Source organism: Pseudomonas sp. DW-iso17 (genome assembly GCF_058725345.1).
Window position 1 is genome coordinate 78,868 of the sequence record NZ_JBZXEA010000004.1, and the last position, 26,215, is coordinate 105,082.

At 60.1% G+C, this 26,215-nt stretch carries 26 protein-coding genes; 14 read left to right on the forward strand and 12 right to left on the reverse strand.

Annotated features, from left to right (window positions below; genetic code table 11):
- Positions 1-169: 169 nt before the first annotated feature.
- Together AC4PS6_RS03905 and AC4PS6_RS03910 are read right to left on the reverse strand one after the other, a co-directional pair.
- Positions 170-1,129 (reverse strand): M29 family metallopeptidase, encoded by a 960-nt coding sequence (locus AC4PS6_RS03905; RefSeq protein ID WP_014719680.1) that lies wholly within the window; start codon positions 1,127-1,129, stop codon positions 170-172.
- Between the two features lie 73 nt (positions 1,130-1,202).
- Entirely contained in the window at positions 1,203-1,340 is a 138-nt protein-coding gene (locus AC4PS6_RS03910) for a hypothetical protein (RefSeq protein ID WP_003175756.1), read from the reverse strand.
- A 647-nt stretch (positions 1,341-1,987) separates the two neighbouring features.
- On the opposite strand from AC4PS6_RS03910, the gene AC4PS6_RS03915 reads away from it, so the two are divergent.
- Both AC4PS6_RS03915 and arfB read left to right on the forward strand, forming a co-directional pair.
- Positions 1,988-3,406 (forward strand): amino acid permease, encoded by a 1,419-nt coding sequence (locus AC4PS6_RS03915; protein WP_014719679.1) that lies wholly within the window; start codon positions 1,988-1,990, stop codon positions 3,404-3,406.
- Positions 3,407-3,513: 107 nt separating this feature from the next.
- Positions 3,514-3,927 (forward strand): alternative ribosome rescue aminoacyl-tRNA hydrolase ArfB, encoded by a 414-nt coding sequence (arfB, locus tag AC4PS6_RS03920; protein WP_003193787.1) that lies wholly within the window; start codon positions 3,514-3,516, stop codon positions 3,925-3,927.
- Here the strand turns inward: arfB and AC4PS6_RS03925 are convergent.
- Positions 3,924-5,120 (reverse strand): MFS transporter, encoded by a 1,197-nt coding sequence (locus AC4PS6_RS03925; RefSeq protein WP_336827242.1) that lies wholly within the window; start codon positions 5,118-5,120, stop codon positions 3,924-3,926. The genes arfB and AC4PS6_RS03925 overlap by 4 nt on opposite strands.
- Before the next feature lie 103 nt (positions 5,121-5,223).
- Positions 5,224-5,406 (reverse strand): hypothetical protein, encoded by a 183-nt coding sequence (locus AC4PS6_RS03930; protein WP_336827241.1) that lies wholly within the window; start codon positions 5,404-5,406, stop codon positions 5,224-5,226.
- Positions 5,407-5,420: 14 nt separating this feature from the next.
- On the opposite strand from AC4PS6_RS03930, the gene AC4PS6_RS03935 reads away from it, so the two are divergent.
- Entirely contained in the window at positions 5,421-5,759 is a 339-nt protein-coding gene (locus AC4PS6_RS03935) for a hypothetical protein (RefSeq protein WP_019819373.1), read from the forward strand.
- 10 nt (positions 5,760-5,769) lie between these two features.
- Here AC4PS6_RS03935 and AC4PS6_RS03940 read toward each other — a convergent pair whose 3' ends face one another.
- Complete coding sequence (locus AC4PS6_RS03940) at positions 5,770-6,081, reverse strand: Mpo1-like protein (RefSeq protein ID WP_014719676.1); 312 nt, start codon at positions 6,079-6,081, stop codon at positions 5,770-5,772.
- A 160-nt stretch (positions 6,082-6,241) separates the two neighbouring features.
- On the opposite strand from AC4PS6_RS03940, the gene AC4PS6_RS03945 reads away from it, so the two are divergent.
- Positions 6,242-7,300 carry an AraC family transcriptional regulator gene (locus AC4PS6_RS03945; RefSeq protein WP_166405542.1) on the forward strand — a complete coding sequence of 353 codons (1,059 nt, stop codon included), beginning with the start codon at positions 6,242-6,244 and terminating at the stop codon, positions 7,298-7,300.
- Here AC4PS6_RS03945 and AC4PS6_RS03950 read toward each other — a convergent pair.
- The 7 genes from AC4PS6_RS03950 to AC4PS6_RS03980 form a co-directional block, all read right to left on the reverse strand.
- Positions 7,257-8,711 carry a TrkH family potassium uptake protein gene (locus tag AC4PS6_RS03950; RefSeq protein WP_003193780.1) on the reverse strand — a complete coding sequence of 485 codons (1,455 nt, stop codon included), beginning with the start codon at positions 8,709-8,711 and terminating at the stop codon, positions 7,257-7,259. The genes AC4PS6_RS03945 and AC4PS6_RS03950 overlap by 44 nt on opposite strands.
- Before the next feature lie 303 nt (positions 8,712-9,014).
- A complete protein-coding gene (locus AC4PS6_RS03955) occupies positions 9,015-10,352 on the reverse strand; it encodes an imelysin family protein (RefSeq protein ID WP_014719674.1) in 1,338 nt (445 codons plus the stop codon).
- Between the two features lie 126 nt (positions 10,353-10,478).
- Positions 10,479-12,530 (reverse strand): putative bifunctional diguanylate cyclase/phosphodiesterase, encoded by a 2,052-nt coding sequence (locus AC4PS6_RS03960; protein WP_014719673.1) that lies wholly within the window; start codon positions 12,528-12,530, stop codon positions 10,479-10,481.
- A 185-nt stretch (positions 12,531-12,715) separates the two neighbouring features.
- Positions 12,716-12,904, reverse strand: a complete 189-nt coding sequence (locus tag AC4PS6_RS03965; protein WP_336827240.1) for a hypothetical protein — start codon at positions 12,902-12,904, stop codon at positions 12,716-12,718.
- 152 nt (positions 12,905-13,056) lie between these two features.
- The gene (locus AC4PS6_RS03970) at positions 13,057-13,653 is read right to left on the reverse strand and encodes a superoxide dismutase (protein WP_014719672.1); all 597 of its coding nucleotides are present in this window, start codon (positions 13,651-13,653) and stop codon (positions 13,057-13,059) included.
- Between the two features lie 178 nt (positions 13,654-13,831).
- The gene (locus tag AC4PS6_RS03975) at positions 13,832-14,431 is read right to left on the reverse strand and encodes a LysE/ArgO family amino acid transporter (RefSeq protein WP_020303135.1); all 600 of its coding nucleotides are present in this window, start codon (positions 14,429-14,431) and stop codon (positions 13,832-13,834) included.
- Positions 14,432-14,436: 5 nt separating this feature from the next.
- Positions 14,437-14,838, reverse strand: coding sequence for an ACT domain-containing protein (locus tag AC4PS6_RS03980; RefSeq protein ID WP_014719670.1), 402 nt, complete (start codon positions 14,836-14,838; stop codon positions 14,437-14,439).
- Positions 14,839-14,935: 97 nt separating this feature from the next.
- On the opposite strand from AC4PS6_RS03980, the gene AC4PS6_RS03985 reads away from it, so the two are divergent.
- The 10 genes from AC4PS6_RS03985 (at position 14,936) to AC4PS6_RS04030 (ending at position 26,097) form a co-directional block, all read left to right on the forward strand.
- Positions 14,936-15,829, forward strand: a complete 894-nt coding sequence (locus tag AC4PS6_RS03985; protein ID WP_003193773.1) for a LysR family transcriptional regulator ArgP — start codon at positions 14,936-14,938, stop codon at positions 15,827-15,829.
- Between the two features lie 52 nt (positions 15,830-15,881).
- Positions 15,882-16,880: an NAD-dependent epimerase/dehydratase family protein gene (locus AC4PS6_RS03990; RefSeq protein WP_014719669.1), complete on the forward strand. Its 999-nt coding sequence runs from the start codon at positions 15,882-15,884 to the stop codon at positions 16,878-16,880.
- Between the two features lie 127 nt (positions 16,881-17,007).
- The gene (locus AC4PS6_RS03995) at positions 17,008-17,832 is read left to right on the forward strand and encodes a coiled-coil domain-containing protein (protein WP_020303134.1); all 825 of its coding nucleotides are present in this window, start codon (positions 17,008-17,010) and stop codon (positions 17,830-17,832) included.
- A gap of 148 nt (positions 17,833-17,980) precedes the next feature.
- Positions 17,981-19,240 (forward strand): D-mannose isomerase, encoded by a 1,260-nt coding sequence (locus tag AC4PS6_RS04000; protein ID WP_014719667.1) that lies wholly within the window; start codon positions 17,981-17,983, stop codon positions 19,238-19,240.
- Positions 19,241-19,344: 104 nt separating this feature from the next.
- Complete coding sequence (locus AC4PS6_RS04005) at positions 19,345-20,631, forward strand: ABC transporter substrate-binding protein (RefSeq protein ID WP_003193767.1); 1,287 nt, start codon at positions 19,345-19,347, stop codon at positions 20,629-20,631.
- A gap of 181 nt (positions 20,632-20,812) precedes the next feature.
- Positions 20,813-21,721, forward strand: coding sequence for a carbohydrate ABC transporter permease (locus AC4PS6_RS04010; RefSeq protein WP_003193765.1), 909 nt, complete (start codon positions 20,813-20,815; stop codon positions 21,719-21,721).
- Complete coding sequence (locus AC4PS6_RS04015; protein ID WP_003193763.1) at positions 21,714-22,559, forward strand: carbohydrate ABC transporter permease; 846 nt, start codon at positions 21,714-21,716, stop codon at positions 22,557-22,559. Before AC4PS6_RS04010 ends, AC4PS6_RS04015 begins: the two co-directional genes overlap by 8 nt.
- A 2-nt stretch (positions 22,560-22,561) precedes the next feature.
- Positions 22,562-23,722 (forward strand): ABC transporter ATP-binding protein, encoded by a 1,161-nt coding sequence (locus AC4PS6_RS04020; protein WP_014719666.1) that lies wholly within the window; start codon positions 22,562-22,564, stop codon positions 23,720-23,722.
- 85 nt (positions 23,723-23,807) lie between these two features.
- Positions 23,808-25,154: a carbohydrate porin gene (locus AC4PS6_RS04025; RefSeq protein ID WP_003193760.1), complete on the forward strand. Its 1,347-nt coding sequence runs from the start codon at positions 23,808-23,810 to the stop codon at positions 25,152-25,154.
- A 97-nt stretch (positions 25,155-25,251) separates the two neighbouring features.
- A complete protein-coding gene (locus AC4PS6_RS04030) occupies positions 25,252-26,097 on the forward strand; it encodes a D-hexose-6-phosphate mutarotase (RefSeq protein WP_014719664.1) in 846 nt (281 codons plus the stop codon).
- Positions 26,098-26,215: the final 118 nt, after the last annotated feature.

Sequence of the window (26,215 nt, forward strand, 5' to 3'; positions counted from 1 at the left end):
CAACCCTAGGGTTGGCGTTTTTTTTTTGCGATCTACATTTGAAATGCAGTCAACTGTGGGAGCCGGGCTTGCCCGCGATAGCGGTGGGTCAGTGAGTAAAAAGGTGACTGACACACCGCTATCGCAGGCAAGCCAGCTCCCACCGGGATCTCTACACGTCTATGATTTTTTAAAAGGCAAAGGCGCCATCAAACACCGGCTTGTCATCCAGCGCCAGCACCCCACTGGCAAAGATCAGGTCCAGGTGATGACTGCCTTTCTGCCCGCCACCCAAGCCCAAGTGCAACCCGCAGTGACGCTCTTCAAACCCGGCATTGCGCGCATACAGGTCCTTGACCCCTTCATTGGTGCCAATCCCCAACTCCTCCACACGACGGTTGGACGGGTTGGCATTCAGGTACTTGTTGAAGTCATCTGCCAGCCCTGGCACTTCGCTGGCCACGCTGCAAACGGTGGAGTTCTCGATCCATAGCTCCAGCGGCAATTGCAGCACGCCGTATTTGCGTGCAAAGGGGATGGTACTGAGGAAGGTGCCGACAAACCGCACCTGGCCGTTGATGGCTTCGCTGTGGGTGGCGATTTCGCCGGGCGCCAGGTCGTGGTTGCCGACGCCGTTGATATTGGTCCACTTCTTGATGCTGCTCATCGGCGCTTCCAGGCGCGAACCGTGTTTGTCGGTAAAGCTCAGCACGTTGGCCTGGGCCATGCGCCGGATCAGTGTGGCGTTGAGGTCGGCGATGCGTTGGGGCTCGACGCTGAAGGTGTCGTAGAAATAGTCGCCGTAATCCTTGAACAGCAGGGATTTTTTCCAGTGCTCGGCCATCACGCCTTGCAGGGCACGGATAAAGTCCGGGCCTTCGGCGCGTGGGTTGGGCAGCGTGGAGGAATCATAGAGAAACAGGTACAGGTCGCAGCTTTGAATGGCCTGGGACAGGGTGTCGCTGGGCGCCAGGTCCAGGCGTTGCAGTTGAAAGTTGAAGCGGGCGGCGCTGCCGTGGGTAATCGCCTGGGCGATGGCGTCATAGCGCTCGGTGTGGCCCAGCAACACGGTGGGGCGGTTCAGGCCGTTGAGGGCGGGGTGGTGTGCCAGGTAGTAGAGAAAATGTTCGACGGCGCGGGCCTTGTCCATGACGGGTGTCCTTCTGTGCCTTGGGTAAGGGGGCAGGCGCCGTGCACAGCGCCTGCCGGATGCCTGCCGGGTATTAGAAAGGCCACATCGCGGTGCCAAAAGGCACAACGGCATCGGCTTGCATCATTTCAACGGCGGCCTCATGGGTCGGCGCTTCAAACCAATCGTCGAGTTGCAGTTCGGTTTCCAGGTCGTTTTCCAGTGCTTGCATGGTGTATCTCCTAGAGGACGTTGTTTGAGAACGGCTTGCCCACGGGCTTCGCGGGCAAGTGCAAAGAACCTAGAAGAGAGTGTTTCGAAATGCAAAAAATTTATTGACACGGTTTCATTTGGATTTTTTCTTCTGTTTTTCGGCAGATTTTTTTATTCAGGCAAAACAGTGAATTGGCTGAAGCGATTCTTCAGGCATTGCTTACCGACAGAATTCCGTTGAGGGTTGCCAAAGTCTGGCTGTAACGCAGATTTTCCGGGGTGTAACGATAGATTTACGCAACTGCCCTGGCTTTGTTGGGGGGCGCGCCGATGTAAGCATTAGCTGACAGAATCGCCCGTGCACTTTCCCGGTGCGTGCCGAAGCTGTCGAGCGGTGTACAATGCGCCGCGTTTTACTGTGACCCCCCTTGCGTATCCACGCAAAAGGCCAAGACCTCAGGGTTTGATCCCCCTGATCACTCCGCCTGGCCACGAGCCGGACGGGTTCGATTTCGTCACAGATAAAAACAAACAGGTGACGCATGACCATTAGAAAGACGCTGTACTCCTGGTGCCTGCGCTGGGGTTTGAGCGGCGCTGCTTGAGTCGGTAATTCAAGGCAGCAACCTGCATTCAACTCTTCAAACCTTGCGTGAGACCCTTTTCATGAGTGGACCCCATTCTTCTTCAGGCGAGCTGAAACGCGGCCTGAAAAACCGGCATATCCAGTTGATCGCCCTCGGTGGCGCCATCGGCACCGGCCTGTTCCTGGGCTCGGCCGGGGTGCTCAAATCCGCCGGCCCTTCGATGATCCTGGGCTATGCCATCTGCGGCTTTATCGCCTTCATGATCATGCGCCAGCTTGGCGAAATGATTGTCGAGGAGCCGGTCGCCGGCTCCTTCAGCCACTTTGCCCACAAGTACTGGGGCGGTTTCGCCGGCTTCCTCTCGGGCTGGAACTGCTGGATTCTGTACATTCTGGTGGGTATGTCGGAGTTGACGGCCGTCGGCAAGTACGTGCACTACTGGTGGCCGGAGATCCCGACCTGGGTCTCTGCTGCGGCGTTTTTCGTGCTGATCAACGCGATTAACCTGGCCAACGTCAAAGTCTTCGGTGAAGCCGAGTTCTGGTTCGCCATCATCAAGGTGGTGGCGATCGTCGGCATGATTGCCCTGGGCAGCTACCTGCTGGTCAGCGGCAGCGGCGGCCCGCAAGCCTCGGTCAGCAACCTGTGGGAGCATGGTGGTTTCTTCCCCCATGGCGTCGGCGGTTTGGTGATGGCCATGGCGATCATCATGTTCTCCTTCGGCGGCTTGGAAATGCTCGGTTTTACCGCCGCTGAAGCCGATCAACCACGCACCGTGATCCCCAAGGCGATCAATCAGGTGATCTACCGCATCCTGATTTTCTACATCGGTGCCCTGGTGGTGCTGCTGTCGCTCACCCCGTGGGACAGCCTGCTGGCGACCCTCAACGCCTCCGGCGATGCCTACAGCGGCAGCCCGTTCGTGCAGGTGTTCTCGATGCTGGGCAGTAACACCGCCGCGCATATCCTCAACTTTGTGGTGCTGACGGCCGCGCTGTCGGTGTACAACAGCGGCACCTACTGCAACAGTCGCATGCTCTTGGGCATGGCCGAGCAGGGCGACGCGCCCAAGGCCCTGGCGAAAATCGACAAGCGCGGCGTGCCGGTGCGTTCGATCCTGGCCTCGGCGGCGATCACTCTGGTGGCGGTGCTGATGAACTACCTGATGCCCCATGACGCGCTGGAACTGCTGATGTCGCTGGTGGTGGCCACGTTGGTGATCAACTGGGCGATGATCAGCTTCTCCCACTTCAAGTTCCGCCAGCACATGAACCGCATTGGCCAGGTGCCGCTGTTCAAGGCGTTGTGGTACCCGTATGGCAACATCATCTGCGTGGCCTTTGTGGTGTTTATTCTGGGCACCATGCTGATGATTCCGGGCATTGACCGCTCGGTGTACGCGATCCCGGTGTGGGTGGCGTTCATGGGCGTTTGTTACTGGGTCAAGAACAAGCGGGCGCAGCAGTCCATGGATATGGCGGTCCCCGCGGTGAAGTAAGCGTCAATGTTGTTAAGCAGACCCGGCCTTGTGCCGGGTTTGTTGTTTGAGGGGATGGCCAAGGTGCATTCGCGTATCCTAGGGCTTCTTCCGGAGGACCGTGTTACATGCTGGTGATTTCCAACAACGTACAGCTGCCCGATGCCGAGATTGAGCTGACCGCCATTCGCGCCCAGGGTGCCGGTGGGCAGAACGTCAATAAAGTGTCGAGTGCGGTGCACCTGCGGTTTGATATTCCGGCGTCTTCGTTGCCGGAGTTCTACAAGGAACGCTTGCTGGCACTGCGTGACAGCCGGATCACCAGCGAAGGCGTGCTGGTGCTCAAGGCCCAGCAATATCGCACCCAGGAGCAGAACCGCGCCGATGCGCTGGAGCGCCTGGTGGAGTTGATCCAGAGCGCCACCAAGGTCGAGAAAAAACGCCGTCCGACCAAGCCTACCCTGGGCTCGAAGAAACGCCGCCTGGAGTCCAAGACCAAGCGCGGCAGCATCAAGGCCGGGCGCGGCAAGGTCGACTTCTAGGCGTCGCGTGTTTCGCGGGCCTTGGGCGCCTGGCGGTACAGGTAGATGCTCAGCAGCAAACCGGCGAAAGCGGCGAGGGCGGCGAACAGGAAGATCGAGGCAAAGCCAAACCCGGCCGCCACGGCGCCCGCCAGCGGCCCGGTGATGCCCAGGGACAAGTCGATAAACAGCGAATAGGCGCCCACCGCCGAGCCACGGCTGGAGGCCGGCACCAGGTTGACGGCCTCCACTCCCAACGCCGGGAACACCAGGGAAAAACCGAAACCGCTCAACGCCGCACCCGCCAACGCCAGTTGGGCATCCGGCGCCAGCCACAGCAACAGCAGGCCCAGTACTTCCACCGACAGGCAGGCGATTGCGACGCGAAAACCACCAATGCGGTTGATCAAATTGCCAAACAGCAAGCGCGCGCCGATAAAACTGGCACCGAACAGGCTCAAGGCCCACACCGCGTTATCCCAGTGCTGGGTGCTGTAATACAACGTGATAAAGGTGGCGATGGTGCCAAAGCCGATAGAGCCCAATGCCAGCGCGCAACCATGGGGGAGCACGCGGCCCAGTACATTCATGAACGGCAAACGGATGCCGGGCACAATCGGCGCGGCTTGTTTTTTCCAGGCCAACACCACACCCAGTACGGCCAACAGAATGATGCTGACGCCCATGCTCCAAAGCCCCAACTGGCTGACCAGCAGCACCCCCAACGGCGCGCCGACCGCCAGCGCGCCGTAGCTGGCGATGCCGTTCCAGGAAATAACCTTGGCCGTGTTCGCGGCGCCGACACGGCCAATGCCCCAGCCAATCGCCCCCGAACCCACCAGGCTTTCAGCGCTGCCCAGCACTAGCCGACCGACCAGCAGGCAGCCGAGGCTCAGAGCCGGCAGGCTGGAAAACCACGCCGCAAACAACATGAACACGCCACTCAAGCCGCAGCCCACCAGGCCGATCACCACGGCGCGCTTGCTGCCCAGGTTGTCGATGATCTTGCCGGCATAGGGGCGGCTCAGCAGGGTTGCCAGGTATTGCACGCTGATCACCAGCCCGGCAATGACGGCGCCATAGCCCAGCTGGCTATGGACATAGCCCGGCAATACGGCCAGGGGGATGCCGATATTCAAATAGCCGATGAAGGTAAACAGCACGATGGAAACAACTTGCAGCGTGACCGCCATGGGGCGCTGGGTATCTGGCATGGGAGAGATCCACTGTCGCAGCAGGTAAAGATAGGCTGCTAATGATACCGGCGCGCAGGCCGGGCAGGGCGGCAAAAATGTAAAACGTCAGCTCTAAAGCCGATCAAGCTTGGGTGGGGGCCAGCAATTGAGTGGTCACCAGGGCAGCCAAAGCGTTTTCCTGGGTGCCAAAGCGCTTGAGCAGTGCTGCTTGCTTGTCGGCACTGAGGCGGTTCCAGATTTCGACCATCTGCAAGGCAGCGTCGAGTACAGCGGCGTCCGGCGTGTCGGAAGGGGAGGTGGTCATAGTGAAGGTCTCGGATGATTCAGGCAGTGTGGAAAGCGCTCAAAGGCGCGCTTTCCACACGGTCTGGTACGGCGTCAGTCCCGGCTTTCGCGCTCGACTGGTTTTGCTTCTTTGGCCTCAGGCTGCTTGTCGCTGGCCTGCTGCGGTGTTGGCTGCTCAGTTGGGTGCAGGCTTGGGAAGGGGAGATTAGGTATCTCGTGCATCGTGGTCGCTCCTCGCAAGGTCTGTTTTTTCAATCGCAGGTGATTCCGCGCTCTCAAAAAGCCTTGGCAGGATACAGCACCGTAAATGACAAAAAGACTTTTATCTCGACGTATGCACAATTTTTAATGGTTCAGACGCAAGTGACATGAGGTCACACCTCTAGAACGGCACCTTGCCCAGAATCATGTCGCGGTACATCACAAAATCTCCCAGCAAGCTGTAGAACGGGTGTTGAAAGGTGGCGGGACGGTTCTTTTCGAAGAAGAAGTGACCAATCCAGGCAAAGCTGTAGCCCGCGAGCGGCAAGGCCAGCAGCAGGACCCATGAACCTCTGCCGATGGCGTACGCAAGAATGCCGATCACTAGGGTGGTGCCGATAAAGTGCAGGCGTCGGCAGGTACTGTTGCCATGCTCGGCCAAGTAGTACGGGTAGAACTCGGCAAAACTGTTGTATTTCTTGATGTTTTCCACGGTCACCGGCCCTCTGGTTGTTGTGCCGCCAACGGGTGTGCGGCGGGGAGCTTATTTGAGTCTAGAGTGATCAGTGGTAACAGCCAGTGACAATAGATGCCACTTTAGTATCCTTGGCTTCCTGGCTGCCGTTTGAGCCTGCTTTCAACAAGAAGACGCCATGAGCGAACGAACAACTTCTGCAAGCTGGGCGATGGGCATCGTCAAGGCGCTGGAAATGGATGGCCTGGATTGCCGTGCCTTGTTCAAGCAACTGGGCCTGGATTATGCGGCCCTCAGTGATCCCGATGCGCGCTTCCCGCAAGACGCCATGACCCGCCTGTGGCAGCGCGCGGTGGAGGTGTCAGGCAACCCGGCGATTGGCCTGAACATGGGCAAGGTGGTGCGCCCGGCCTCGTTTCACGTTGCCGGTTATGCGTTGATGTCCAGCAACACCCTGGCCGAAGGTTTTATGCGATTGGTGCGCTACCAGCGCATCATCGCCGAAAGCGCTGACTTGAGTTTCCGACTGTTACCCGAAGGCTATGCGTTGATTCTGACGGTGCATGGCGATCACCTGCCGCCCACCCGTCAAAGCGCCGAAGCCTCGCTGGCCAGCGCCCTGGCCCTGTGTGGCTGGCTCACCGGGCGCACCCTGCAGCCCCGCAAAGTGCTGCTGCAGGGCGAACAGCCAGCGGACCTGGCGCCCTACCAACGCGCCTTCCATGCGCCTTTGCAATTCAATACACCCTATGACGCGCTGATTTTCGAGCAGGCGGATATGGAGGCGCCGCTGCCCACGGCCAACGAAGCCATGGCGCTGTTGCACGATCGCTTTGCCGGTGAATACCTGGCGCGTTTTTCCGAAAGCCGCGTGACCCATAAGGCGCGTCAGGTGCTGTGCCGCCTGTTGCCTCAGGGCGAGCCCAAGCGCGAAGCGGTGGCCCAGACGCTGCACCTGTCCCAGCGCACCTTGCAGCGGCGTTTGCAGGAGGAGGGCACCAGCTTCCAGGCCTTGCTCGATGACACCCGGCGCGAACTGGCCGAGCAGTATCTGGCACAACCCAATATGACCTTGCTGGAAATCGCTTACCTGCTGGGGTTTGCCGACCCGAGCAACTTTTTCCGCGCGTTTCGCCGCTGGTTCGATGCCACGCCCGGCGAATACCGGGCGCGCTTGCAGCAAATGTCGTCGGTCAGTGACGCCAGAACGCCGGAATGCACAACACAAACACGGTGATGATCTCCAGGCGCCCCAGCAACATGCCCAGGGACAGGATCCACTTGGCGGCATCCGGCAGGGTGGCGAAGTTGCCGGCCGGGCCGATGGTTTCGCCCAGGCCGGGGCCGACGCCGGAAACGGTACTGGCGGCGCCGGTCAATGCGGTCATCCAGTCCACGCCCAGCAGTGACAGCGCCAGGGCGATCATGCAGATGGTGATGGCGAAGAAAAACGAAAAAGTCAGAATCGAGCGCACGATCTCCTCATCGAGGCGATGGCCGTTGTACTTCTGCTTGATCACCGCGCGGGGATGGATCAACTGATTCAAGTTGGCTTTGAGCAGGATGTAGGCCACCTGGAAACGGAAGATCTTGATACCGCCTGCGGTGGAGCCTGAGCAGCCGCCGATAAAGCCCAGGTAGAAGAACAGCATCAGTGAGAAGTTGCCCCACAGGCTGTAGTCCCCCAGTGCAAAGCCGGTGGTGGTCACCACAGACGTCACGTTCAGCGCCACATGGCGCAAGGCATCGAGCCAATGCAGGTTGGTGGTCCACCAGTACCAGGTGCCGAGTACCAGCCAGGTCACCAGCAACAGGCCGAGCAAGCCTTGCACTTGCTGGTCCTTGATCAGCGCCCGACGGTTGCCGCGCAAGGTGGCCACGTACAGGGCGAACGGCAAGCTGCCAAGGATCATTACCACCACCGCGACCCAGTGCACCGCCGGTTGTTTCCAATGGGCCAGGGACTCGTCCGAGGTGGAAAACCCACCGGTGGAGATCGCCGACATTGCATGGTTGATCGCATCGAACACGCCCATCCCGGCCCACCAGAAGGCCAGGCTGCCGAAGATGGTGATGCCCACATAGGCGGCCACGATCAAGCGCGCCACCATGTGTGAGCGAGGCATGACCTTTTCAGAGCGGTCCGAGGATTCGGTCTGGAACAGACGCATGCCACCAATGCGCAGCAGCGGGAGGATCGCCACCGCCATGCCGATAAAGCCGATACCGCCAAGCCAGTGCAGCAACGAACGCCACATCAAAATGCCCGGCGACATGCTGTCCAGGCCGCTCAACACGGTGGAACCGGTGGCGGTGATGCCGGACATGCTTTCAAAGAACGAGTCGGTGTAGCTGATGTGCTGGGTCAGCAAAAAGGGCAGGGCGGCGAAGATGCACACCACCACCCAACTGCTGACCGTCAGCAGGTACATGTCCCTGGGGCGCAGGTGCACGTGCTCGGGGCGGCCAGGAATGACCAACGCCAACCCGGCGATAAAGGTGATCAGGCTGGCCCACAAGAACGAGGGCAGGTCGCTGGTGCGTTCGAAGATCACCAGGGTCGCCATCGGGATTACCATGGCGACCGCAAGGGTGATCAGGAAGATGCCGATGATGAAACCGATGATGCGCAGGGTCGGCAACGCCATGAAGTTCGCTCGGGTGATTGGGCAGAGGCGCCATTCTACCCGCGGTGCAGGTCTTGTAAACCGAGGGCTGCGGGTTGATGGAGAACCCCTGTGGGAGCTGGCCTGCCAGCCGGCGTATATTCACCTGACGCCCCGCAATCCAATGTGGGAGCTGGCTTGCCTGCGATGGCGGTGTGTCAGTTACAGATTAGTCGACTGAACCACCGCCATCGCAGGCAAGCCAGCGCCTACAGGGATAGACGCGGCAGTTATTGCGCGCATGAAAAAGGCGACCCGCAGGTCGCCTCTTTTAACTGTGCTTGATCAGAACTCGTGATCAGCGCTGTCCGGGTTCAGGTCACTGATACCCAGCTTGCCAGCAGCGGCTTCGATCGAACCGGTCTGCTTGACCAGGGCGGCAATCGAGTCACGCACGATCTGGTTGCCCTTTTCATTGTCAGCGGCGATCAACTGGTCGTAGTGCTCGCCGTTGTTGGCGTGGTCAACCATCACCTGGATCTTCGCTTCGGTGGCTGCCAGGTCAGCCTTGAGGGCTGCGTCGGCTGCCGGGTCGACCTTGGCCACCAGAGACGACAGGCTGGCGCCGGTCAGCTTGGTGCCGTCAACACGGGTGTATTCCCCCAGGTAGACGTTACGGATGCCCTTGGCGTCGTAGAAATGCGAGTAATGGGTGTTGTCGCTGAAGCAGTCCTGCTCGTCTTCCGGCGAGTTGGCTTCCAGGGACACTTTCATGCGCTCCCCGGCGAGCTCGCCCAGGGACAGGCTGCCCATGCCGAACAGCATTTTACGCAAGCCGTCGGTGCCCGGTTCCGACTCCAGGGTGGCGCGGTAGTTGTCTTCGACGTTGGGCTTCCAGTTGTCGACCATTTCCTGCAGGTCGCTGACCAGCAGTTGGGTGACAGCACGCAGGTAAGTGCGGCGACGCTCATTGTGACCGCCGGTTGCACCGTCACCGGTCATGTAGTCCGACGCCGGGCGGTTGCCCGCGCCTGGGCCGGTGCCGTTAAGGTCCTGGCCCCACAGCAGGAATTCGATGGCGTGGTAGCCGGTGGCGACGTTCGCTTCGGAACCGCCCAGCTCATTGAGGCTGGCGAGTTTTTCCGGGGTGATCTCCTTGACGTCGACCTTGTCTTCGCCCACCTGAATCTCGTTGTTGGCGATGATATTGGCGTTGGCACCTGGGTTGCCCAGCGCGTGCTCGTAGGACTTGTCGACGTAGTCGATCAGGCCTTCATCCAGGGGCCAGGCGTTCACTTGGCCTTCCCAGTCGTCGATGATGGTGTTGCCGAAGCGGAATACTTCGCTCTGCAGGTAGGGTACGCGTGCGGCGATCCAGGCGGTACGGGCCGCTTTCAGGGTTTCGTCGTTCGGGTTGGCGAGGAAAGTATCGATTGCGGTCTGCAGGGTTTTTGCGGTGGATTCGGCATCGCTGTACACCGCAAACACCATGTCTGCGTAGTGCGCGACCACGGCCTTGGCGGCTGCTTCGTCGACCTGGCCTGCCGGGGCAGCCGCCGGTGCGGTAGTGCTGGCGGCAGCGGGTGCCTGGGGCGCGGCGGCCTTGTCTTTACCTTCGCCGCAACCGGCGAGAGAAATGGCAATGGCCAGCAGACTGGCGGTGGCCAGGGGCATACGAATCATGGCGAACATCCTGCTTCGGTTGTTGAAAGGGCGCGCGGGGAGCGCAAACGCTGCGACATAATGCGAAAGATTTGCATTTTGTGTAAAGGCTTATACGCGGGAAATATTGAGTATCGAAGTGTAAATTCAAAGACTCACGGCGTTATTACGTTCGGACTGCTTCAGATAAGCCGTCAACTCCCGGGCCTGCAGCGGTTTGCTGTAGTGATAACCCTGCCCTTCATGGCACCCCTCGGAGATGATGTAGGCCTCCTGTTCGGCGGTCTCCACCCCTTCGGCAATCACCTGCATGCCCAGGCTTTTACCCAATTGGATAATGGCGCGCACGATGGTTGCGTCATCGTCGTCGTCCTGCAGGTCCTGGACGAAGCTCTTGTCGATCTTGATCTTGTCCAGTGGCAGGCTTTTGAGGTAACTCAGGGAGGAATAGCCGGTGCCGAAGTCATCAATGGCGATCAGCGCCCCGGAGCGACGCAGGCTCAGCAGATGCTGGGCGGCGGTGCTAATGTCTTCCATCAGGCCGGTCTCGGTGACTTCCAGCTCCAGGCTGCGTGGCGGTAGGCGATAGATCTGCATCAGGTTGTTGACCACCCTCGGCAACTCGGTGTGGTGCAGTTGCACCGTGGACAGGTTGACGGCCATGCGCAGCGCCGTGAAACCCTGGTCATGCCATTCGCGCAATTGCCGGCACGCTTGGTCCAGCACCCATTCGCCAATGGGAATGATGGTGCCGTTCTGTTCCGCCAGCGGGATAAACAAATCCGGCGGTACCAGCCCATGTTCCGGGTGTTGCCAGCGCAGCAGGGCCTCCACGCCGACCACCTGATGGTCGCGATAGCTGATTTGCGGTTGGTACACCAGGTGGAACTGCTCGCGGCTCAGGGCATCGCGCAGGTCTTTCTCCAGTTCACGGCGCCGGCGCATTTCGCTGTCGACGCTGGCGATATAAAACTGATAGCGGTTGCGCGAGCGGCTCTTGGCCAGGGTCATGGTCTGCTCGGCTTTTTGCAGCAACTTCTCGGTGCTGTCGCCATCTTCCGGAAACAGCGTGATGCCGATGGTGGCGCGCAGGCGGATCAGGTCGTGGTCGAGGGCGAATTCAGCCTCCAGGTCATCGAGGATGCTTTGTGCCAGTTCGGCGGCCTCGTAGGGCTGGTCGATATCGGCTTGCACCAAGGCGAACTGGTCGCCGCCCAGGCGGGCGAGCGTGCCCAGGCGGCCACTATGGGCGCGCAGGCGGTCGGCCAGGGCCAGCAAGAGTTTGTCGCCGGCCTGGTAGGTGAATTGCTCGTTGACGCTCTTGAAGTCATCCAGCCCCACGCATAACACCGCGACACGGCGTTGCCGGCGGCCAGCGTCCGTTAGGATCTTGTCCAGTTGCGCCTGCAACTTCTGGCGGTTCGGCAGGCCGGTCAGGAAGTCGTACTGGGCCATGCGCAACAGGCTGGACTCGGCCTCGTGCCGCAGGTGGGTATTGCGCTCAATGGATTCGAGCAATTGGTTGGCGGTGTTTATCCACTGCCCCAGTTCGTTGCGTTCATGACCCTTGAGCTGAGGGATCTTGTGCTCGCTGGGGCGGTCCGGGTTGATCGAGGTCAGGTGTTGGAGCATCCGCGACAGCGGTTTGGTCAGCATCCAGTGATACACCAGGTACAGCACCAGCCCCATGACCAGGGCGCGCAATACGCCCGAGATAAAGATGATGACCGAGCTGACCAGGAAACTTCGGCCATAGGTGGCGGTGTCGAGGGTGATGCTCAGGTCGCCGTAATATTCGCTGTAGGGGCCCTTGCCGACTAATGCGGTAGTAAAGGATCGTTCCTGGCCAAGAATCAGGTCGGTCAGCCAGCGGCTGGGGGACCGCTGTAAAGGGCGGCTTTTTTCCGCCAACATGGTCTCGTTGGGATGGCCGATAGAGGCCATGCGCACAGCATCGTCCTGGAACAGACCTTCGATCACCTGCATGCCCATCTCGCGATCCAGGCTGTACACGGCCTGGGTCGAGGGGTCGCGAAACATGTCGAGGATGCGCTGGGCATCGCCCGCCACGGCCTGGCGTGTCTTGTAGGCATCAAAAACGATCTGCGCCACGCTCAGCGCCACACCCACGATCAAGGCCGACAGCAGCACAACCCGTAGCAACTTCACCGACAAGCTGTTCTTGAGTTCCAGCTTCAAAGGGGCATTCCTTGTCTCATGCGGGTGGCCGTCAATATGCCATGAGTATTGGCAATCTGGGGAGGGCAGTCAAAGGGACATTACTGTGGGAAGGGGGGTGGCGCTTTGCAGCGACGGTGGGCAGGAAAACGGCGGATGGAATCCGCCGTGAATGTTGCCTTGCGGGGGGCCAAGTGGTTGCTTGATTAAAAATTAATCTGTGGTGGGGCAGATGACTGTGGATCCACGCCCAGTTGGCCGCCTTGGGCTCCGTCCGTGACACGGTCAATCACGTCCTTGAGTAGATCCATTCCCATCTCGGCCGCTTTTCCTGCAATGGGCAGTGCCACCGAGGCGGCGGCGCCGGCGGCGGCCATCATCGAAACTGGTTCCATAGTTGACTCTCCTGCGTTGGACGAGAGGTGTATTCCTCTCTTCGACTACGTGGCCGGTTCGTCTCAATGAGTTCCATTTTTTCGGCCGATCCACACTCGTCGCCCAAAAAAAAGCCCGGCAATCGCCGGGCTTTTCCTACTGCAACCATCGCTTAGGCAGTGAAGGCCTTGCCTTCGAACTGCTCAGCCACGAACTTCCAGTTGACCAGGTTCCAGAACGCTTCCACATACTTTGGACGCACGTTGCGGTAGTCGATGTAGTAGGCGTGTTCCCACACGTCGCAGGTCAGCAGCGGGGTGTCGCCGTTGGTCAGCGGGTTGCCGGCGCCGATGGTGCTGGCCAGGGCCAGGGAACCGTCAGCCTTTTTCACCAGCCAGCCCCAACCGGAACCGAAGGTGCCAACCGAAGTCTTGGTGAACTCTTCCTTGAACTTGTCGAACGAACCGAACGCAGCGTTGATGGCTTCAGCCAGCGCGCCGGTTGGTTGACCGCCGGCGTTTGGCGCCAGGCAGTTCCAGTAGAAGGTGTGGTTCCAGACCTGAGCGGCGTTGTTGAAGATACCGCCCGAGGAAGACTTGACGATCTCTTCCAGGGTCTTGCCTTCGAACTCGGTGCCAGGCACCAGGTTGTTCAGGTTCACGACATAGGTGTTGTGGTGCTTGTCGTGGTGGTACTCCAAGGTTTCCTTGGAGATGTGCGGCTGCAGGGCATCGTGTGCGTAGGGCAGCGGCGGCAATTCGAAAGCCATGATGATTCTCCTAATCAGGTCAGTTGCGGTGAGCGCAAGGCCGATCACGGGCGGCCAAACATGCGCCGGGGAGTTTGTACTCTTTGCGGCGCAGGGGTCCGATCATAGCACCGGGGGTGCGGCATAACCACGCAACAACTGTGTGGGATAGAGGTTCCAGAGCGTTTTGGAATATTGCTCAGGCGCTGATCAGTTGATAGGCCACCCAGAACATCATTCCTGCGACCAGCAGGTCCAGCAGGCGCCAGGTGGCCGGACGTGCCAACCAGGGTGCCAGCCATGCCGCGCCCAGCGCCAGGGTGGAGAACCACAGGAACGAGGCACTGGCTGCTCCGGCTACATAAGCACCCGGTTCGGTTTGTTGCGCGCCCAGGGAGCCGATCAGCAGGACGGTGTCCAGGTAGACATGGGGGTTGAGCAAGGTGACTGCCAAGGCGCTCAGCAGCACGGCGCGCATTGAGCGTGTCTTGAGGCTGTCGCTTTGGTCCAGGCTCTGTTTCGAGCAGGCCCTGCGTAGCGCGCATGCGCCGTACCAAAGCAAGAACGCTGCGCCGCCCCAGCGTGCCACCGCCAGCAGTATCGGGCTTTGCGCCAGCACGGTGGCCAGCCCGAATACCCCGGCGGCTACTAAAATCGCATCGCACACGATGCACAGCGCCGCCACCGGTAAATGATGTTCGCGGCGCAGGCTTTGTGCCAATACAAAGGCATTTTGGGTGCCGATCGCCATGATCAGGCCGAGAGCGACCAGCAATCCGTTCACATAGCTTTGCCACATAGGGTTTACTCCGCGTTCGCTGCCAATTGCCGCAATACGTCCATGGCCCGCTGGGCATCGGCGCGGCCGACGAACAGGTGGTCGTGGTAGTAGCCGGCGATCACGTTGCAACTGATACCGGCTTGGCCCAGCGCGCTGGCGAAGGCGGCGGTCAGGCCCACGGCTTCAAGGGCGGAATGCACATTCAGGGTGATCCAGGCGGCGAGATAGTCGAAGCTCAACCCAGCCTGTTCGGCCTGTTGTCGTTCGACAATCACCGTCAGCCCTTCCTGTTCACGAAAACTGCCGATGACCTCGCAGCCCGCAGGGATACGGTTGTCGGGAAGGGTGCAGAACACATAGTCGCCGTCATTCAACTGCGGGCTCATGCTGCGCAATAAAGTGGTCAGGGCGGTTTCGCCAGCCATGTGAGGTTTCCTTAAGTGGGGAAGCAATGCTGGTCATTTTCACGGGAGAGCCTGTATAAGAAAAACCAATATTGCTGATCGCTCATTAGAGAAACTGATGTTCGACTATAAATTGCTTTCTGCCCTGGCGGCGGTGGTGGAACAAGCCGGCTTTGAGCGCGGTGCCCAGGTGCTGGGGCTGTCGCAGTCAGCCATCTCTCAACGCATCAAGCTATTGGAAGCGCGTATTGGCCAGCCGGTGTTGATACGCGCCTCGCCGCCGACGCCCACCGATATCGGCCGGCGCTTGCTCAACCATGTGCAACAGGTGCGCTTGCTGGAGCGTGACCTGCAAAGCCAGGTGCCGGCCCTGGACGAGGAGGGCATGCCCGAGCGTCTGCGCATTGCCCTGAATGCCGACAGCCTCGCCACTTGGTGGGCCGAGGCGGTCAGCGACTTCTGCGCCGAACAGCATTTGCTGCTGGACCTGGTGGTCGAAGACCAGACCGTGGGCCTCAAGCGCATGCGCGCCGGTGAAGTGGCGGCCTGCATTTGCGCCAGCGAGCGTCCCGTGGCCGGTGCCCGCAGCCTGTTGCTGGGCGCCATGCGTTATCGGGCCCTGGCCAGCCCGGCCTTTCTGGCGCGGCATTTTCCTGGGGGCGTGCGGGCTGACCAATTGGCGCGCACGCCTGCGCTGGTGTTCGGCCCGGATGATTTCCTGCAGCACCGCTACCTGGCGTCCCTGGGAGTGGACGGTGGTTTCGAACACCATCTATGCCCGTCATCCGAAGGCTTTATCCGCCTGACAGAAGCCGGCCTGGGCTGGGGCCTGGTGCCTGAATTGCAAGTGCGTGACCAGTTGGAAACCGGCGTGCTGGTCGAGTTATTGCCAGATAAGCCCATCGATGTGCCGCTGTACTGGCATCATTGGCGCAGTGGCGGGCAACTGTTGGGCTTGCTGACCGACCATCTGGCCGATGTGTGTGGTCATTGGTTGGTGCCGTTGGAGTGATGGCGCGCGTCAAGGCAAGAGCGATGAAAAACGAAAGAACACGGAGTACGACATGAAAATTCTGGTCACCGGCGCAAGCGGCTTCATTGGCGGGCGCTTTGCGCGCTTCGCCCTTGAACAAGGCCTGGACGTGCGGGTCAACGGGCGGCGCGCCGAGGGTGTGGAGCACCTGGTACGGCGCGGTGCCGAGTTTATCCAGGGTGACTTGAATGATGCCGACCTGGTGCGCGACCTGTGCCGCGATGTCGAAGCCGTGGTGCATTGCGCCGGCGCCGTCGGGCTGTGGGGCAAGTACCAGGACTTCCACCAGAACAATGTGCTGGTCACCGAAAACGTCGTCGAGGCCTGCCTGAAACAGCGCGTCGGGCGCCTGGTGCACCTGTCGTCGCCGTCGATCTACTTTGACGGTCGCGACCATCTGGGGCTCACCGAAGAACAAGTGCCCAAGCGTTTCAAGCATCCCTATGCCGCCACCAAATACCTGGCTGAGCAGAAGGTCTTTGGCGCCCAAGAGTTCGGCCTGGAAGTGATAGCCCTGCGCCCACGATTTGTTACCGGGGCCGGCGATATGAGCATCTTCCCGCGCCTGCTGAAAATGCAGCGCAAGAACCGCCTGGCGATCGTCGGCGACGGCTTGAACAAAGTCGACTTCACCAGCGTGCATAACCTTAACGAGGCGCTGCTCAGCAGTTTGCTCGCCACTGGCTCGGCCCTGGGAAAAGCCTACAACATCAGCAACGGCGCACCGGTGCCGATCTGGGATGTGGTGAACTACGTGATGCGGCAAATGGAGCTGCCCCAGGTGACCCGTTACCGCTCCTACGGTGTGGCCTACAGCGTGGCGGCCCTGAATGAAGCCTTCTGCGCGATGTGGCCGGGGCGGCCGGAACCGGCGTTGTCGCGCCTGGGCATGCAGGTGATGAACAAAGATTTCACCCTCGACATCAGCCGCGCCAGGCATTATCTCGACTACGAGCCCAAAATCAGCCTGTGGGCCGCGCTCGACGAGTTCTGCAGCTGGTGGAAAGCCCAGGACCCGGGCCGCCAATAAGCTCATAAGCAGCAACACTTCGGGAACCCAATTCCAGGTTCCGAGTCGATCCATGCGCCGGGAGTGCGGTTTATACTCCTGCCGCTCGGCTTTGCAGCCAGCCATCTCATTGATTCAGGGTAGATTCATGCGTAACGATGCTAAAGACGACTTCGACAACGTTCCCAGCCTGCGGGCCGACCTTGGGGATGACGATGATTTCGTGCCGACCCCTGCGACGTCGGTGCGTTCGCGAACGACGCCTGTGGTCAAGGTCAAGAGCGCCAGCACTGGCCCGTTGTGGGCACTGGTCGGCGCGCTGTTGATTGCGTTTGCAGGCCTGGCTTGGTGGAGCTTCCAGCAGATCTCCCTGATGGGCCAGCAGTTGGTTGCCACCCAGGAAAGCTTTGCCCGCATCAGCGAGGAAGCGGCGGGGCGCCTGCAGGCGATTTCCGGCAAGGTCGTGGCCAGCGAAGCCAATGTGAACAACGGCAGCGAAGCGTTGAAGCTGCAGATCAAGCAACTGGAAGCCCAGTTGCAGGAACAGGGCAAGCAACAGTTGGGCGTCGCGGGTCAAGCCACCGAACTGGACAGCCGCCTGGCCCAGATGAGTGCCAGCACCGCCGAACTGACAGCGGCCAATACCAAGCTGCAAGGCCAGGTGCAGGCCCTTACTGACGCTGTCGCCAGCCTCACGGCAGCACAGGCCGAGACCAAGGGTCTGGTCACCGATGTGGCGGCCTTGAAGAAACAAGGCAACCCTAGCGCGGCCATCGCCCGTCTCGAGCAGGACTTGCTGGTGCTCAAGAGCGCTCAGGAAAACCAGCCGGCCAATATCGACGCGCCGACCAACAAGGAATTCGACGTGTTCCGCATCCAGACCACGCGCAATATCACCACCTTGCAGAGCCAGGTGCAGAACTTGAATCAGCGTCTCAATGCGCCTGCTGCGGCCACACCACTGGGTCAATGAACGCGAAATCGTCCTCTGTAGGAGCGAACAAGCTCGCTCCTATATGGATTGTCACCGCTCGGTGACATTTCTTCTCCCCTTCGTTACTTGCCCATCCCGCGCCCTTGTTTAGACTCCGGTCATCCCAAAAAAACAATAAGGGCCACCCATGACCACCCATCCACTGCCTGCCAGCAGTTGGCTGAATGCACCTGCCCATCACGCTTGGCTCGCCGCAGAAGGCCAGCGCCTGTTGGCGTTCGCCAAGGCATCGCGCCTGCCGGACGGTTTCGGCAACCTCGACGATAAAGGCCAGTTGCCGGCCACTGCCCGCGCCGAAACCATGAACACCGCGCGCATGACCCACAGCTTTGCCATGGCCCATGCCATGGGGTTGCCGGGTTATGCCGAGCTGGTGGCGCACGGTGTGGCAGCGCTCAGCGGCCCGCTGCGTGACAGTGAGCACGGGGGCTGGTTCGCCGCTCCCCAGGCGGCTGATGGCAACACCGGCAAGGCCGCCTACCTGCACGCCTTCGTGGCCCTTGCCGCCAGCTCTGCCGTAGTGGCCGGCGCGCCGGGTGCGCGCACATTAATGAACGACGCCGTCCATATCATCGACCAGTTCTTCTGGAGCGAAGAGGAGGGCGTCATGCTCGAATCCTTTGCCCGAGACTGGAGCGGCGTCGAAGCCTACCGTGGCGCCAACAGCAACATGCACGCCACCGAAGCTTTCCTGGCATTGGCCGATGTCAGTGGTGATACACGTTGGCTGGACCGTGCGCTGCGCATCGTTGAACGGGTGATCCATACTCATGCCGCTGGCAACCAGTTCATGGTCATCGAACATTTCGATACGCACTGGAAGCCGTTGCTCGGTTACAACCAAGACAACCCTTCCGATGGCTTTCGCCCTTACGGCATCACCCCAGGCCATGGTTTTGAATGGGCGCGGTTGCTGCTGCACCTGGAAGCTGCGCGCCTTGAGGCCAAGCTGGCCACGCCGGACTGGCTGGTGAGCGACGCCAAAGGCCTGTTCGCCAGTGCCTGCGAGTACGCCTGGGCGGTGGATGGTGCGCCGGGCCTTGTCTACACTTTGGATTGGAACCAACGCCCGGTAGTACGCGAGCGCCTGCACTGGACCCATGCCGAAGCCAGCGCCGCTGCTCAGGCGCTGCTCAAACGTACCGGTGAGCTGCATTACGAAACCTGGTACCGACGTTTCTGGGAGTTTTGCGAAACCCACTTCATCGACCGGCTCCAGGGCAGTTGGCACCACGAACTCAGCCCGCACAACCAACCCAGCAGTAATATCTGGGGCGGTAAACCTGACCTGTACCATGCCTGGCAAGCGGTAGTGCTGCCTGCACTGCCCTTGGCACCCAGCTTGGCCAGTGCATTGGGCGGCGGATGCTATGTCACCAAGTGGTGACATTTGTGCGTCCCTTTGTTACCTGCGCCCTGAAAATCCATGTTTAAACTCCGTGCAGCGCAAGCTCTAGACTTGCATGCATAACAACAAGAAAAGGTACTCAGATGAACGCGATTAATCGCCTCGCCGTCGCTATTTCCATTGCCTCGTTGTTCCCCCTCAGTGCATTTGCCGCCGACTCCAAAGGTACGGTGGAAGTGGTGCATTGGTGGACCTCGGGCGGTGAAAAAGCGGCTGTGGATGTCCTGAAGGCCCAAGTTGAGAAAGACGGCTTTACCTGGAAAGACGGTGCTGTAGCAGGCGGCGGTGGCGCCACTGCCATGACCGTGCTCAAAAGCCGCGCGGTTGCTGGTAACCCGCCAGGAGTTGCCCAGATCAAAGGCCCCGACATCCAGGAATGGGCGTCGACTGGCCTGCTCGACACCGACGTGCTCAAAGACGTCGCCAAAGAAGAAAAATGGGATTCGCTGCTCGACAAAAAAGTCTCCGACACCGTGAAATACGACGGTGACTACGTGGCAGTGCCGGTGAATATCCACCGCGTGAACTGGCTGTGGATCAACCCGGAAGTCTTCAAGAAAGCCGGCATCACCAAGAACCCAACCACCCTCGAAGAATTCTATGCAGCGGGCGACAAGCTCAAGGCTGCAGGCTTCATTGCGCTCGCCCACGGCGGCCAGCCTTGGCAGGACAGCACCGTGTTCGAAGCGGTGGTGCTCTCGGTGATGGGCGCCGATGGCTACAAGAAAGCCCTGGTCGACCTGGATAACGGCGCATTGACCGGCCCGGAAATGGTCAAGGCCCTCACTGAACTGAAGAAAGTCGCGACCTACATGGACGTCGACGGCAAGGGCCAGGACTGGAACCTGGAGGCTGGCAAGGTCATCAACGGCAAGGCCGGCATGCAGATCATGGGTGACTGGGCCAAGTCCGAATGGACTGCGGCCAAGAAAGTCGCCGGCAAGGATTATGAGTGCGTAGCGTTCCCGGGCACTGATAAAGCCTTCACCTACAACATCGACTCCCTGGCGGTGTTCAAGCAGAAAGACAAAGGCACTGCCGCGGGCCAGCAGGACATCGCCAAAGTCGTGCTGGGTGAAAACTTCCAGAAGGTGTTCAGCATCAACAAGGGCTCGATCCCTGTGCGTAACGACATGCTGACCAAGATGGAATCCTACGGCTTTGATTCCTGCGCCCAGACCGCCGCCAAAGACTTCCTGGCCGACGCAAAGACTGGCGGCCTGCAGCCAAGCATGGCGCACAACATGGCCACGACCCTGGCGGTACAGGGTGCGTTCTTTGATGTCGTGACCAACTTCATCAACGACCCGAAAGCCGACCCGGCCGATACCGCCAAGAAGCTGGGTGCTGCGATCAAGTCAGCCAAGTAAGACTTGGTAGCGGATTTTTGTGGGAGCCGGGCTTGCCCGCGATGCAGGCAACTTGGTGTGCCGGTTACACCGAGGTGATGCCATCGCAGCGGTGCGACGATTCGACAAGCCAGCTCCCACACAAACCGCGTTCGACAAGAGACTCACCTTGTAGTCCTTTTTCCCTGTACTGGATTTTCCCATGAGTTCTGTTGCTGTGTTCAGCAAGGCCTCGCCATTCGATGTGCTGCAGCGCTGGCTCCCTAAACTGGTGCTGGCGCCGAGCATGTTCATCGTGCTGGTGGGCTTTTATGGCTACATCCTGTGGACGTTCGTGCTGTCGTTCACCACCTCGACCTTCCTGCCCAGCTACAAATGGGCGGGCCTGGCGCAGTATCAGCGGCTGTTCGACAACGACCGCTGGTGGGTGGCGAGCAAGAACCTGGCCGTGTTCGGCGGCATGTTCATCGGTATCACCCTGGTGATCGGCGTGCTGCTGGCGATTTTCCTCGACCAGAAAATCCGCCGCGAAGGCTTTATCCGCACCATTTACCTGTACCCGATGGCGCTCTCCATGATCGTCACCGGTACCGCCTGGAAATGGTTGCTCAACCCGGGCATGGGCCTGGACAAACTCCTGCGGGACTGGGGCTGGGAAGGCTTCCGTCTCGATTGGCTGATCGACCCGGACCGCGTGGTCTACTGCCTGGTGATTGCCGCTGTGTGGCAAGCCTCCGGCTTTATCATGGCGATGTTCCTCGCCGGCCTGCGCGGTGTTGATCAGTCGATCATCCGCGCTGCGCAGATCGACGGCGCGAGCCTGCCGCGTATCTACTGGAGCGTGGTGCTGCCCAGCCTGCGTCCGGTGTTCTTCAGTGCGGTGATGATCCTGGCGCACATTGCGATCAAGAGCTTCGACCTGGTGGCGGCAATGACCGCAGGCGGCCCGGGCTACTCGTCCGACCTGCCGGCGATGTTCATGTACTCGTTCACCTTCAGTCGCGGCCAGATGGGCATGGGCTCGGCCAGTGCAATCCTGATGCTCGGTGCGATCCTCGCGATCATCGTGCCGTACCTGTATTCCGAGCTGAGGACCAAGCGTAATGACTAGTCTCGCCGCCAAACCTGCCATCAGCCTGAGCCGCATCGCGATCTACGCGGTGCTGATCCTGGCGGTGCTGCTGTACCTGGTGCCGCTGGTGGTGATGCTGCTCACCAGCTTCAAGACCCCGGAAGACATCAGCACCGGTAACCTGCTGAGCTGGCCCACCGTGGTCAGCGGCATCGGCTGGGTGAAAGCCTGGGCCACCGTGGATGGCTACTTCTGGAACTCGATCAAGATCACCGTTCCTGCTGTGCTGATCTCTACCGCTATCGGCGCCTTGAACGGCTACGTGCTGTCGTTCTGGCGCTTCCGCGGTTCGCAGCTGTTCTTTGGCCTGTTGCTGTTCGGCTGCTTCCTGCCGTTCCAGACCGTGTTGCTGCCCGCGTCGTTCACCCTCGGCAAGATGGGCCTGGCCAGCACCACCACCGGCCTGGTGTTTATCCACGTGGTCTACGGCCTGGCGTTCACCACGCTGTTCTTCCGTAACTACTACGTGAGCATCCCGGATGCGCTGATCAAGGCAGCACGCCTGGACGGAGCGGGGTTCTTCACCATCTTCCGCCGGATCATCCTGCCGATGTCGACGCCGATCATCATGGTCTGCCTGATCTGGCAGTTCACCCAGATCTGGAACGACTTCCTGTTCGGCGTGGTGTTCTCCAGTGGCGACTCCCAGCCCATCACGGTGGCGCTGAACAACCTGGTCAACACCAGTACCGGGGCCAAGGAATATAACGTGGATATGGCGGCGGCGATGATCGCCGGGCTGCCGACCCTGCTGGTCTATGTGATCGCAGGCAAGTATTTCGTGCGCGGCCTTACGGCTGGCGCGGTCAAGGGGTAATCATGGCTACGCTTGAACTTCGCAATGTAAACAAGACCTATGGCGCCGGCCTGCCCGACACCTTGAAGAACATCGAACTGTCGATCAAGGAAGGCGAGTTCCTCATCCTGGTCGGCCCGTCGGGCTGTGGTAAATCCACGCTGATGAACTGCATCGCTGGCCTTGAGACCATCACCGGCGGCGCGATCATGATCGGTGATCAAGACGTGAGCGGCATGAGCCCCAAGGACCGTGACATCGCCATGGTGTTCCAGTCCTACGCGCTGTACCCGACCATGAGCGTGCGCGAGAACATCGAGTTCGGCCTCAAGATCCGCAAGATGCCGCAAGCCGACATCGACGCCGAAGTGGCGCGCGTGGCCAAGTTGCTGCAGATCGAACACCTGCTCAACCGCAAGCCGGGCCAGTTGTCCGGTGGCCAGCAACAGCGCGTGGCCATGGGCCGTGCCCTGGCGCGCCGGCCGAAGATCTACCTGTTCGACGAACCGCTGTCTAACCTCGACGCCAAGCTGCGCGTCGAGATGCGTACCGAAATGAAGCTGATGCACCAGCGTCTGAAAACCACCACCGTCTACGTGACCCACGACCAGATCGAAGCGATGACCCTGGGCGACAAAGTGGCGGTGATGAAGGACGGGATCATCCAGCAATTCGGCACGCCAAAAGAAATTTACAACGACCCTGCCAACCTGTTTGTGGCAAGCTTTATCGGTTCACCACCGATGAACTTCGTTCCCATGCGCCTAAAACGCCAGAACGGTGATCTGGTGGCGGTGCTCGACAGCGGCCAGGCCCGTTGCGAGTTGGCGTTGGGCATGAATGACGCCGGGCTGGAAGACCGCGATGTGATCCTGGGCCTGCGCCCGGAGCAGATCGTGCTGGCAGCGGGCGAGGGTAATGGCTCGTCGAGCATTCGTGCCGAAGTCCAGGTCACCGAGCCGACCGGCCCGGACACCCTGGTGTTTGTGCAGCTCAACGACACCAAGGTCTGCTGTCGTTTGGCGCCGGACGTGGCACCGCAAGTGGGCGAGACCCTGACCTTGCAGTTCGACCCGGCCAAGGTATTGCTGTTTGACGCCAAGACCGGTGAGCGGTTGGGCGCAGTGGCTTCATTGCCGGCACAGGGGCATGCCGACAATGTGACCCAGTTCAAGGGCCGTTAAGCAAGATAAGTGATTGTTTTAATTAAAAAATGTAACCCGCGTTAGATAAAAACAGTTTAATAACAATAAAGACGAGGATGTAGGGATGAAAAAGCAACACAACAACACCCGGCTGATCTGCCAACTGTCAGCGGCAGCAGCCCTTGTATTGTCCGCCAATGCGATGGCGGCCGATGCATTCAGCGCTGATTCCAAGTGGATGACCGGCGATTGGGGCGGCGAGCGTACCAAGCTGATCGAGCAAGGTATCGACATCAAGGCCGACTACGTGGGCGAGATGGGCTACAACGCCCACGGCGGCTACAACGACGACAAGACCGGTCGTTACTCCGACCAGTTCGGACTGGGCGTGGCACTGGACCTGCAAAAACTGTGGGGCTGGGATAACACCCAGGCCAAGATCCAGTTGACCAACCGTAATGGCCAGAACATCTCCAATGACCGCATTGGCGACCCGCGTGCCGGCACCTTGAGTTCCTCGCAAGAAGTGTATGGCCGTGGCCACATGGTGCGTTTGACCCAGTTCTGGATTCAGCACCAGATGTTCGACAACAAGCTGGACGTGAAGCTCGGTTACTTCGGTGAAGGCGAAGACTTCAACACCTTCCCTTGCGACTTCCAGAACCTGTCGTTCTGCGGCTCCCAGGTCGGTAACTACGTCAATACCTGGTACAACTGGCCGGTCGCCCAGGCCGCTATCCGCGTGAAATACAACATCACGCCTGAGCTGTATGCGCAAATCGGTGCCTACAACCAGAACCCGTCGCAGCTGGAGCACGGCAACGGCTTCAAACTCAGCGGCAGTGGTACCAAGGGCACCGTGATTCCGGTGGAATTGGTCTGGTCGCCGAAGGTTAATAACCTGCCGGGCGAATACCGTGTGGGTTTCTATAAAAGTGCGGCCGATGCTCCGGATGTACGTGAAGACGTCAACGGTAACGATGCGGTCCTCAGCGGCGCCGACTTCCGTACCCGCAGCAGCAAGAAAGGCTACTGGTTCGTTGCGCAACAGCAACTCACCACCCATAACGGCGACGCTTCCCGTGGTTTGAACATTGCCGCCAACGCGACCTTCCATGACAAGGAAACCAACCTGGTCGACAACTACCAGTCGTTGATGCTCGTGTACAAAGGCCCATTCGACGCGCGTCCAAAAGATGACGTCGGCATTGGCGTCGCTCGCCTGCATGTCAACAATGATGTGAAGAAAAACTCGGAGCTGCTCAACGACGCCAGGGGCGTGAGCGACTACGACAATCCGCTGTACACGCCGATTCGTGAGACTGAGTACAACGTCGAACTCAACTACGGTTTCCACGTCACCAACTGGCTGACTGTGCGTCCGAACCTGCAGTACGTTGTCCAGCCTGGCGGCGTGGATAAAGTCGACAACGCGCTGGTAGCGGGCCTGAAAATTCAGTCTACGTTCTAACGCTGTTGCGATAAGCTCCTCTCTCTGTGCGCATTTGCGGGTAGCCATGGCTATCCGCTTTTTTTTGCGTGGCACTGTGATATTCGGGACCTGGCACATGCACGAGCAACCGCTGCAACGCTTTTTCAAATCCCTGCGCGAGCGTCCGGTGTTCGCCTGGGAGCGCTTTCAGATGCGCGATGTGTTGGTGATCGACCATCCGCTGTGCCAGGCGGTGTTCAGTCGCCAGGGTGCGCAATTGCTGCACTTTCAACCCACCGGCCAAAAGCCGTGGCTGTGGTGTGCCGCCAAATGGCCGCAAGTCGGGGCTATCCGTGGTGGCGTACCGGTGTGCTGGCCGTGGTATGGCCGTCACCCCAGCGAAAATGCCTGGCCTTCCCACGGTTGGGCCCGCTTGATCGACTGGAAACTGCTCGACAGCAGCACTGACGATGACGGCGTGCGCCTGCACTGGCAATTGCAGCTGTGCGACTGGCAGGTGGACTTGCACGCACACTTGGGCGAAACCCTGGAACTGCGCCTGAGCACCGAGCATCACGACGAGCTGCCGTGCCAGTTGAGCCATGCATTGCACGCTTACTGGCGTATTGGTCACGTTGACGAGGTAGCGCTGTCTGGGCTCGAAGGGGCGCAGGGTTATGACCAGCTCAATCGCCAGGTTTGCCAGCAGGAAGGCGAATTGCGGGTCGATGGCGGATGCCAGCGGGTGTTCCAGCATGAGGGCGAACTGCAGCTCAAGGACCACGCCTGGCAGCGTGAACTGTGCATCGACACCGGCGACAGCGCCGACACGGTGGTGTGGCACCCGGGCAGCCGGCCGCTGTTGGGCGTGAGCTTTAACGAAGCGTCGGGGTTTGTGTGTGTGGAGGCGGCGATGGCGGCGGCGAGCCTGGCGCCGGGGGAGAGGGCGCATTTGAGTTTGCAGGCCAGGGCAGGGGTTTAGCGGTGTGGCTGATGGCGCTATCGCAGGCAAGCCAGCTCCCACCTTTGGAATGCATTCCCCTGTGGGAGCTGGCTTGCCTGCGATAGCGCCGGTACTGCTGGAAGAGCTGCCTGCTAGT

Bases quoted from the DNA above. Each gene is read 5' to 3' on its own strand.
- AC4PS6_RS04000 (WP_014719667.1), top strand. From the start codon at position 17,981: ATGACCACCCATCCACTGCCTGCCAGCAGTTGGCTGAATGCACCTGCC.
- AC4PS6_RS04025 (WP_003193760.1), top strand. From the start codon at position 23,808: ATGAAAAAGCAACACAACAACACCCGGCTGATCTGCCAACTGTCAGCG.
- AC4PS6_RS03935 (WP_019819373.1), top strand. From the start codon at position 5,421: ATGATTCAGGCAGTGTGGAAAGCGCTCAAAGGCGCGCTTTCCACACGG.
- AC4PS6_RS03995 (WP_020303134.1), top strand. From the start codon at position 17,008: ATGCGTAACGATGCTAAAGACGACTTCGACAACGTTCCCAGCCTGCGG.
- AC4PS6_RS03950 (WP_003193780.1), bottom strand. From the start codon at position 8,711: ATGGCGTTGCCGACCCTGCGCATCATCGGTTTCATCATCGGCATCTTC.
- AC4PS6_RS03985 (WP_003193773.1), top strand. From the start codon at position 14,936: ATGTTCGACTATAAATTGCTTTCTGCCCTGGCGGCGGTGGTGGAACAA.
- AC4PS6_RS04005 (WP_003193767.1), top strand. From the start codon at position 19,345: ATGAACGCGATTAATCGCCTCGCCGTCGCTATTTCCATTGCCTCGTTG.
- AC4PS6_RS04010 (WP_003193765.1), top strand. From the start codon at position 20,813: ATGAGTTCTGTTGCTGTGTTCAGCAAGGCCTCGCCATTCGATGTGCTG.
- AC4PS6_RS04015 (WP_003193763.1), top strand. From the start codon at position 21,714: ATGACTAGTCTCGCCGCCAAACCTGCCATCAGCCTGAGCCGCATCGCG.
- AC4PS6_RS04030 (WP_014719664.1), top strand. From the start codon at position 25,252: ATGCACGAGCAACCGCTGCAACGCTTTTTCAAATCCCTGCGCGAGCGT.
- AC4PS6_RS03965 (WP_336827240.1), bottom strand. From the start codon at position 12,904: ATGGAACCAGTTTCGATGATGGCCGCCGCCGGCGCCGCCGCCTCGGTG.
- AC4PS6_RS03970 (WP_014719672.1), bottom strand. From the start codon at position 13,653: ATGGCTTTCGAATTGCCGCCGCTGCCCTACGCACACGATGCCCTGCAG.
- AC4PS6_RS03915 (WP_014719679.1), top strand. From the start codon at position 1,988: ATGAGTGGACCCCATTCTTCTTCAGGCGAGCTGAAACGCGGCCTGAAA.
- AC4PS6_RS03990 (WP_014719669.1), top strand. From the start codon at position 15,882: ATGAAAATTCTGGTCACCGGCGCAAGCGGCTTCATTGGCGGGCGCTTT.
- AC4PS6_RS03975 (WP_020303135.1), bottom strand. From the start codon at position 14,431: ATGTGGCAAAGCTATGTGAACGGATTGCTGGTCGCTCTCGGCCTGATC.
- AC4PS6_RS03925 (WP_336827242.1), bottom strand. From the start codon at position 5,120: ATGCCAGATACCCAGCGCCCCATGGCGGTCACGCTGCAAGTTGTTTCC.
- AC4PS6_RS03930 (WP_336827241.1), bottom strand. From the start codon at position 5,406: ATGACCACCTCCCCTTCCGACACGCCGGACGCCGCTGTACTCGACGCT.
- AC4PS6_RS03980 (WP_014719670.1), bottom strand. From the start codon at position 14,838: ATGGCTGGCGAAACCGCCCTGACCACTTTATTGCGCAGCATGAGCCCG.
- AC4PS6_RS03905 (WP_014719680.1), bottom strand. From the start codon at position 1,129: ATGGACAAGGCCCGCGCCGTCGAACATTTTCTCTACTACCTGGCACAC.
- AC4PS6_RS04020 (WP_014719666.1), top strand. From the start codon at position 22,562: ATGGCTACGCTTGAACTTCGCAATGTAAACAAGACCTATGGCGCCGGC.
- arfB (WP_003193787.1), top strand. From the start codon at position 3,514: ATGCTGGTGATTTCCAACAACGTACAGCTGCCCGATGCCGAGATTGAG.
- AC4PS6_RS03910 (WP_003175756.1), bottom strand. From the start codon at position 1,340: ATGCAAGCACTGGAAAACGACCTGGAAACCGAACTGCAACTCGACGAT.
- AC4PS6_RS03955 (WP_014719674.1), bottom strand. From the start codon at position 10,352: ATGATTCGTATGCCCCTGGCCACCGCCAGTCTGCTGGCCATTGCCATT.
- AC4PS6_RS03945 (WP_166405542.1), top strand. From the start codon at position 6,242: ATGAGCGAACGAACAACTTCTGCAAGCTGGGCGATGGGCATCGTCAAG.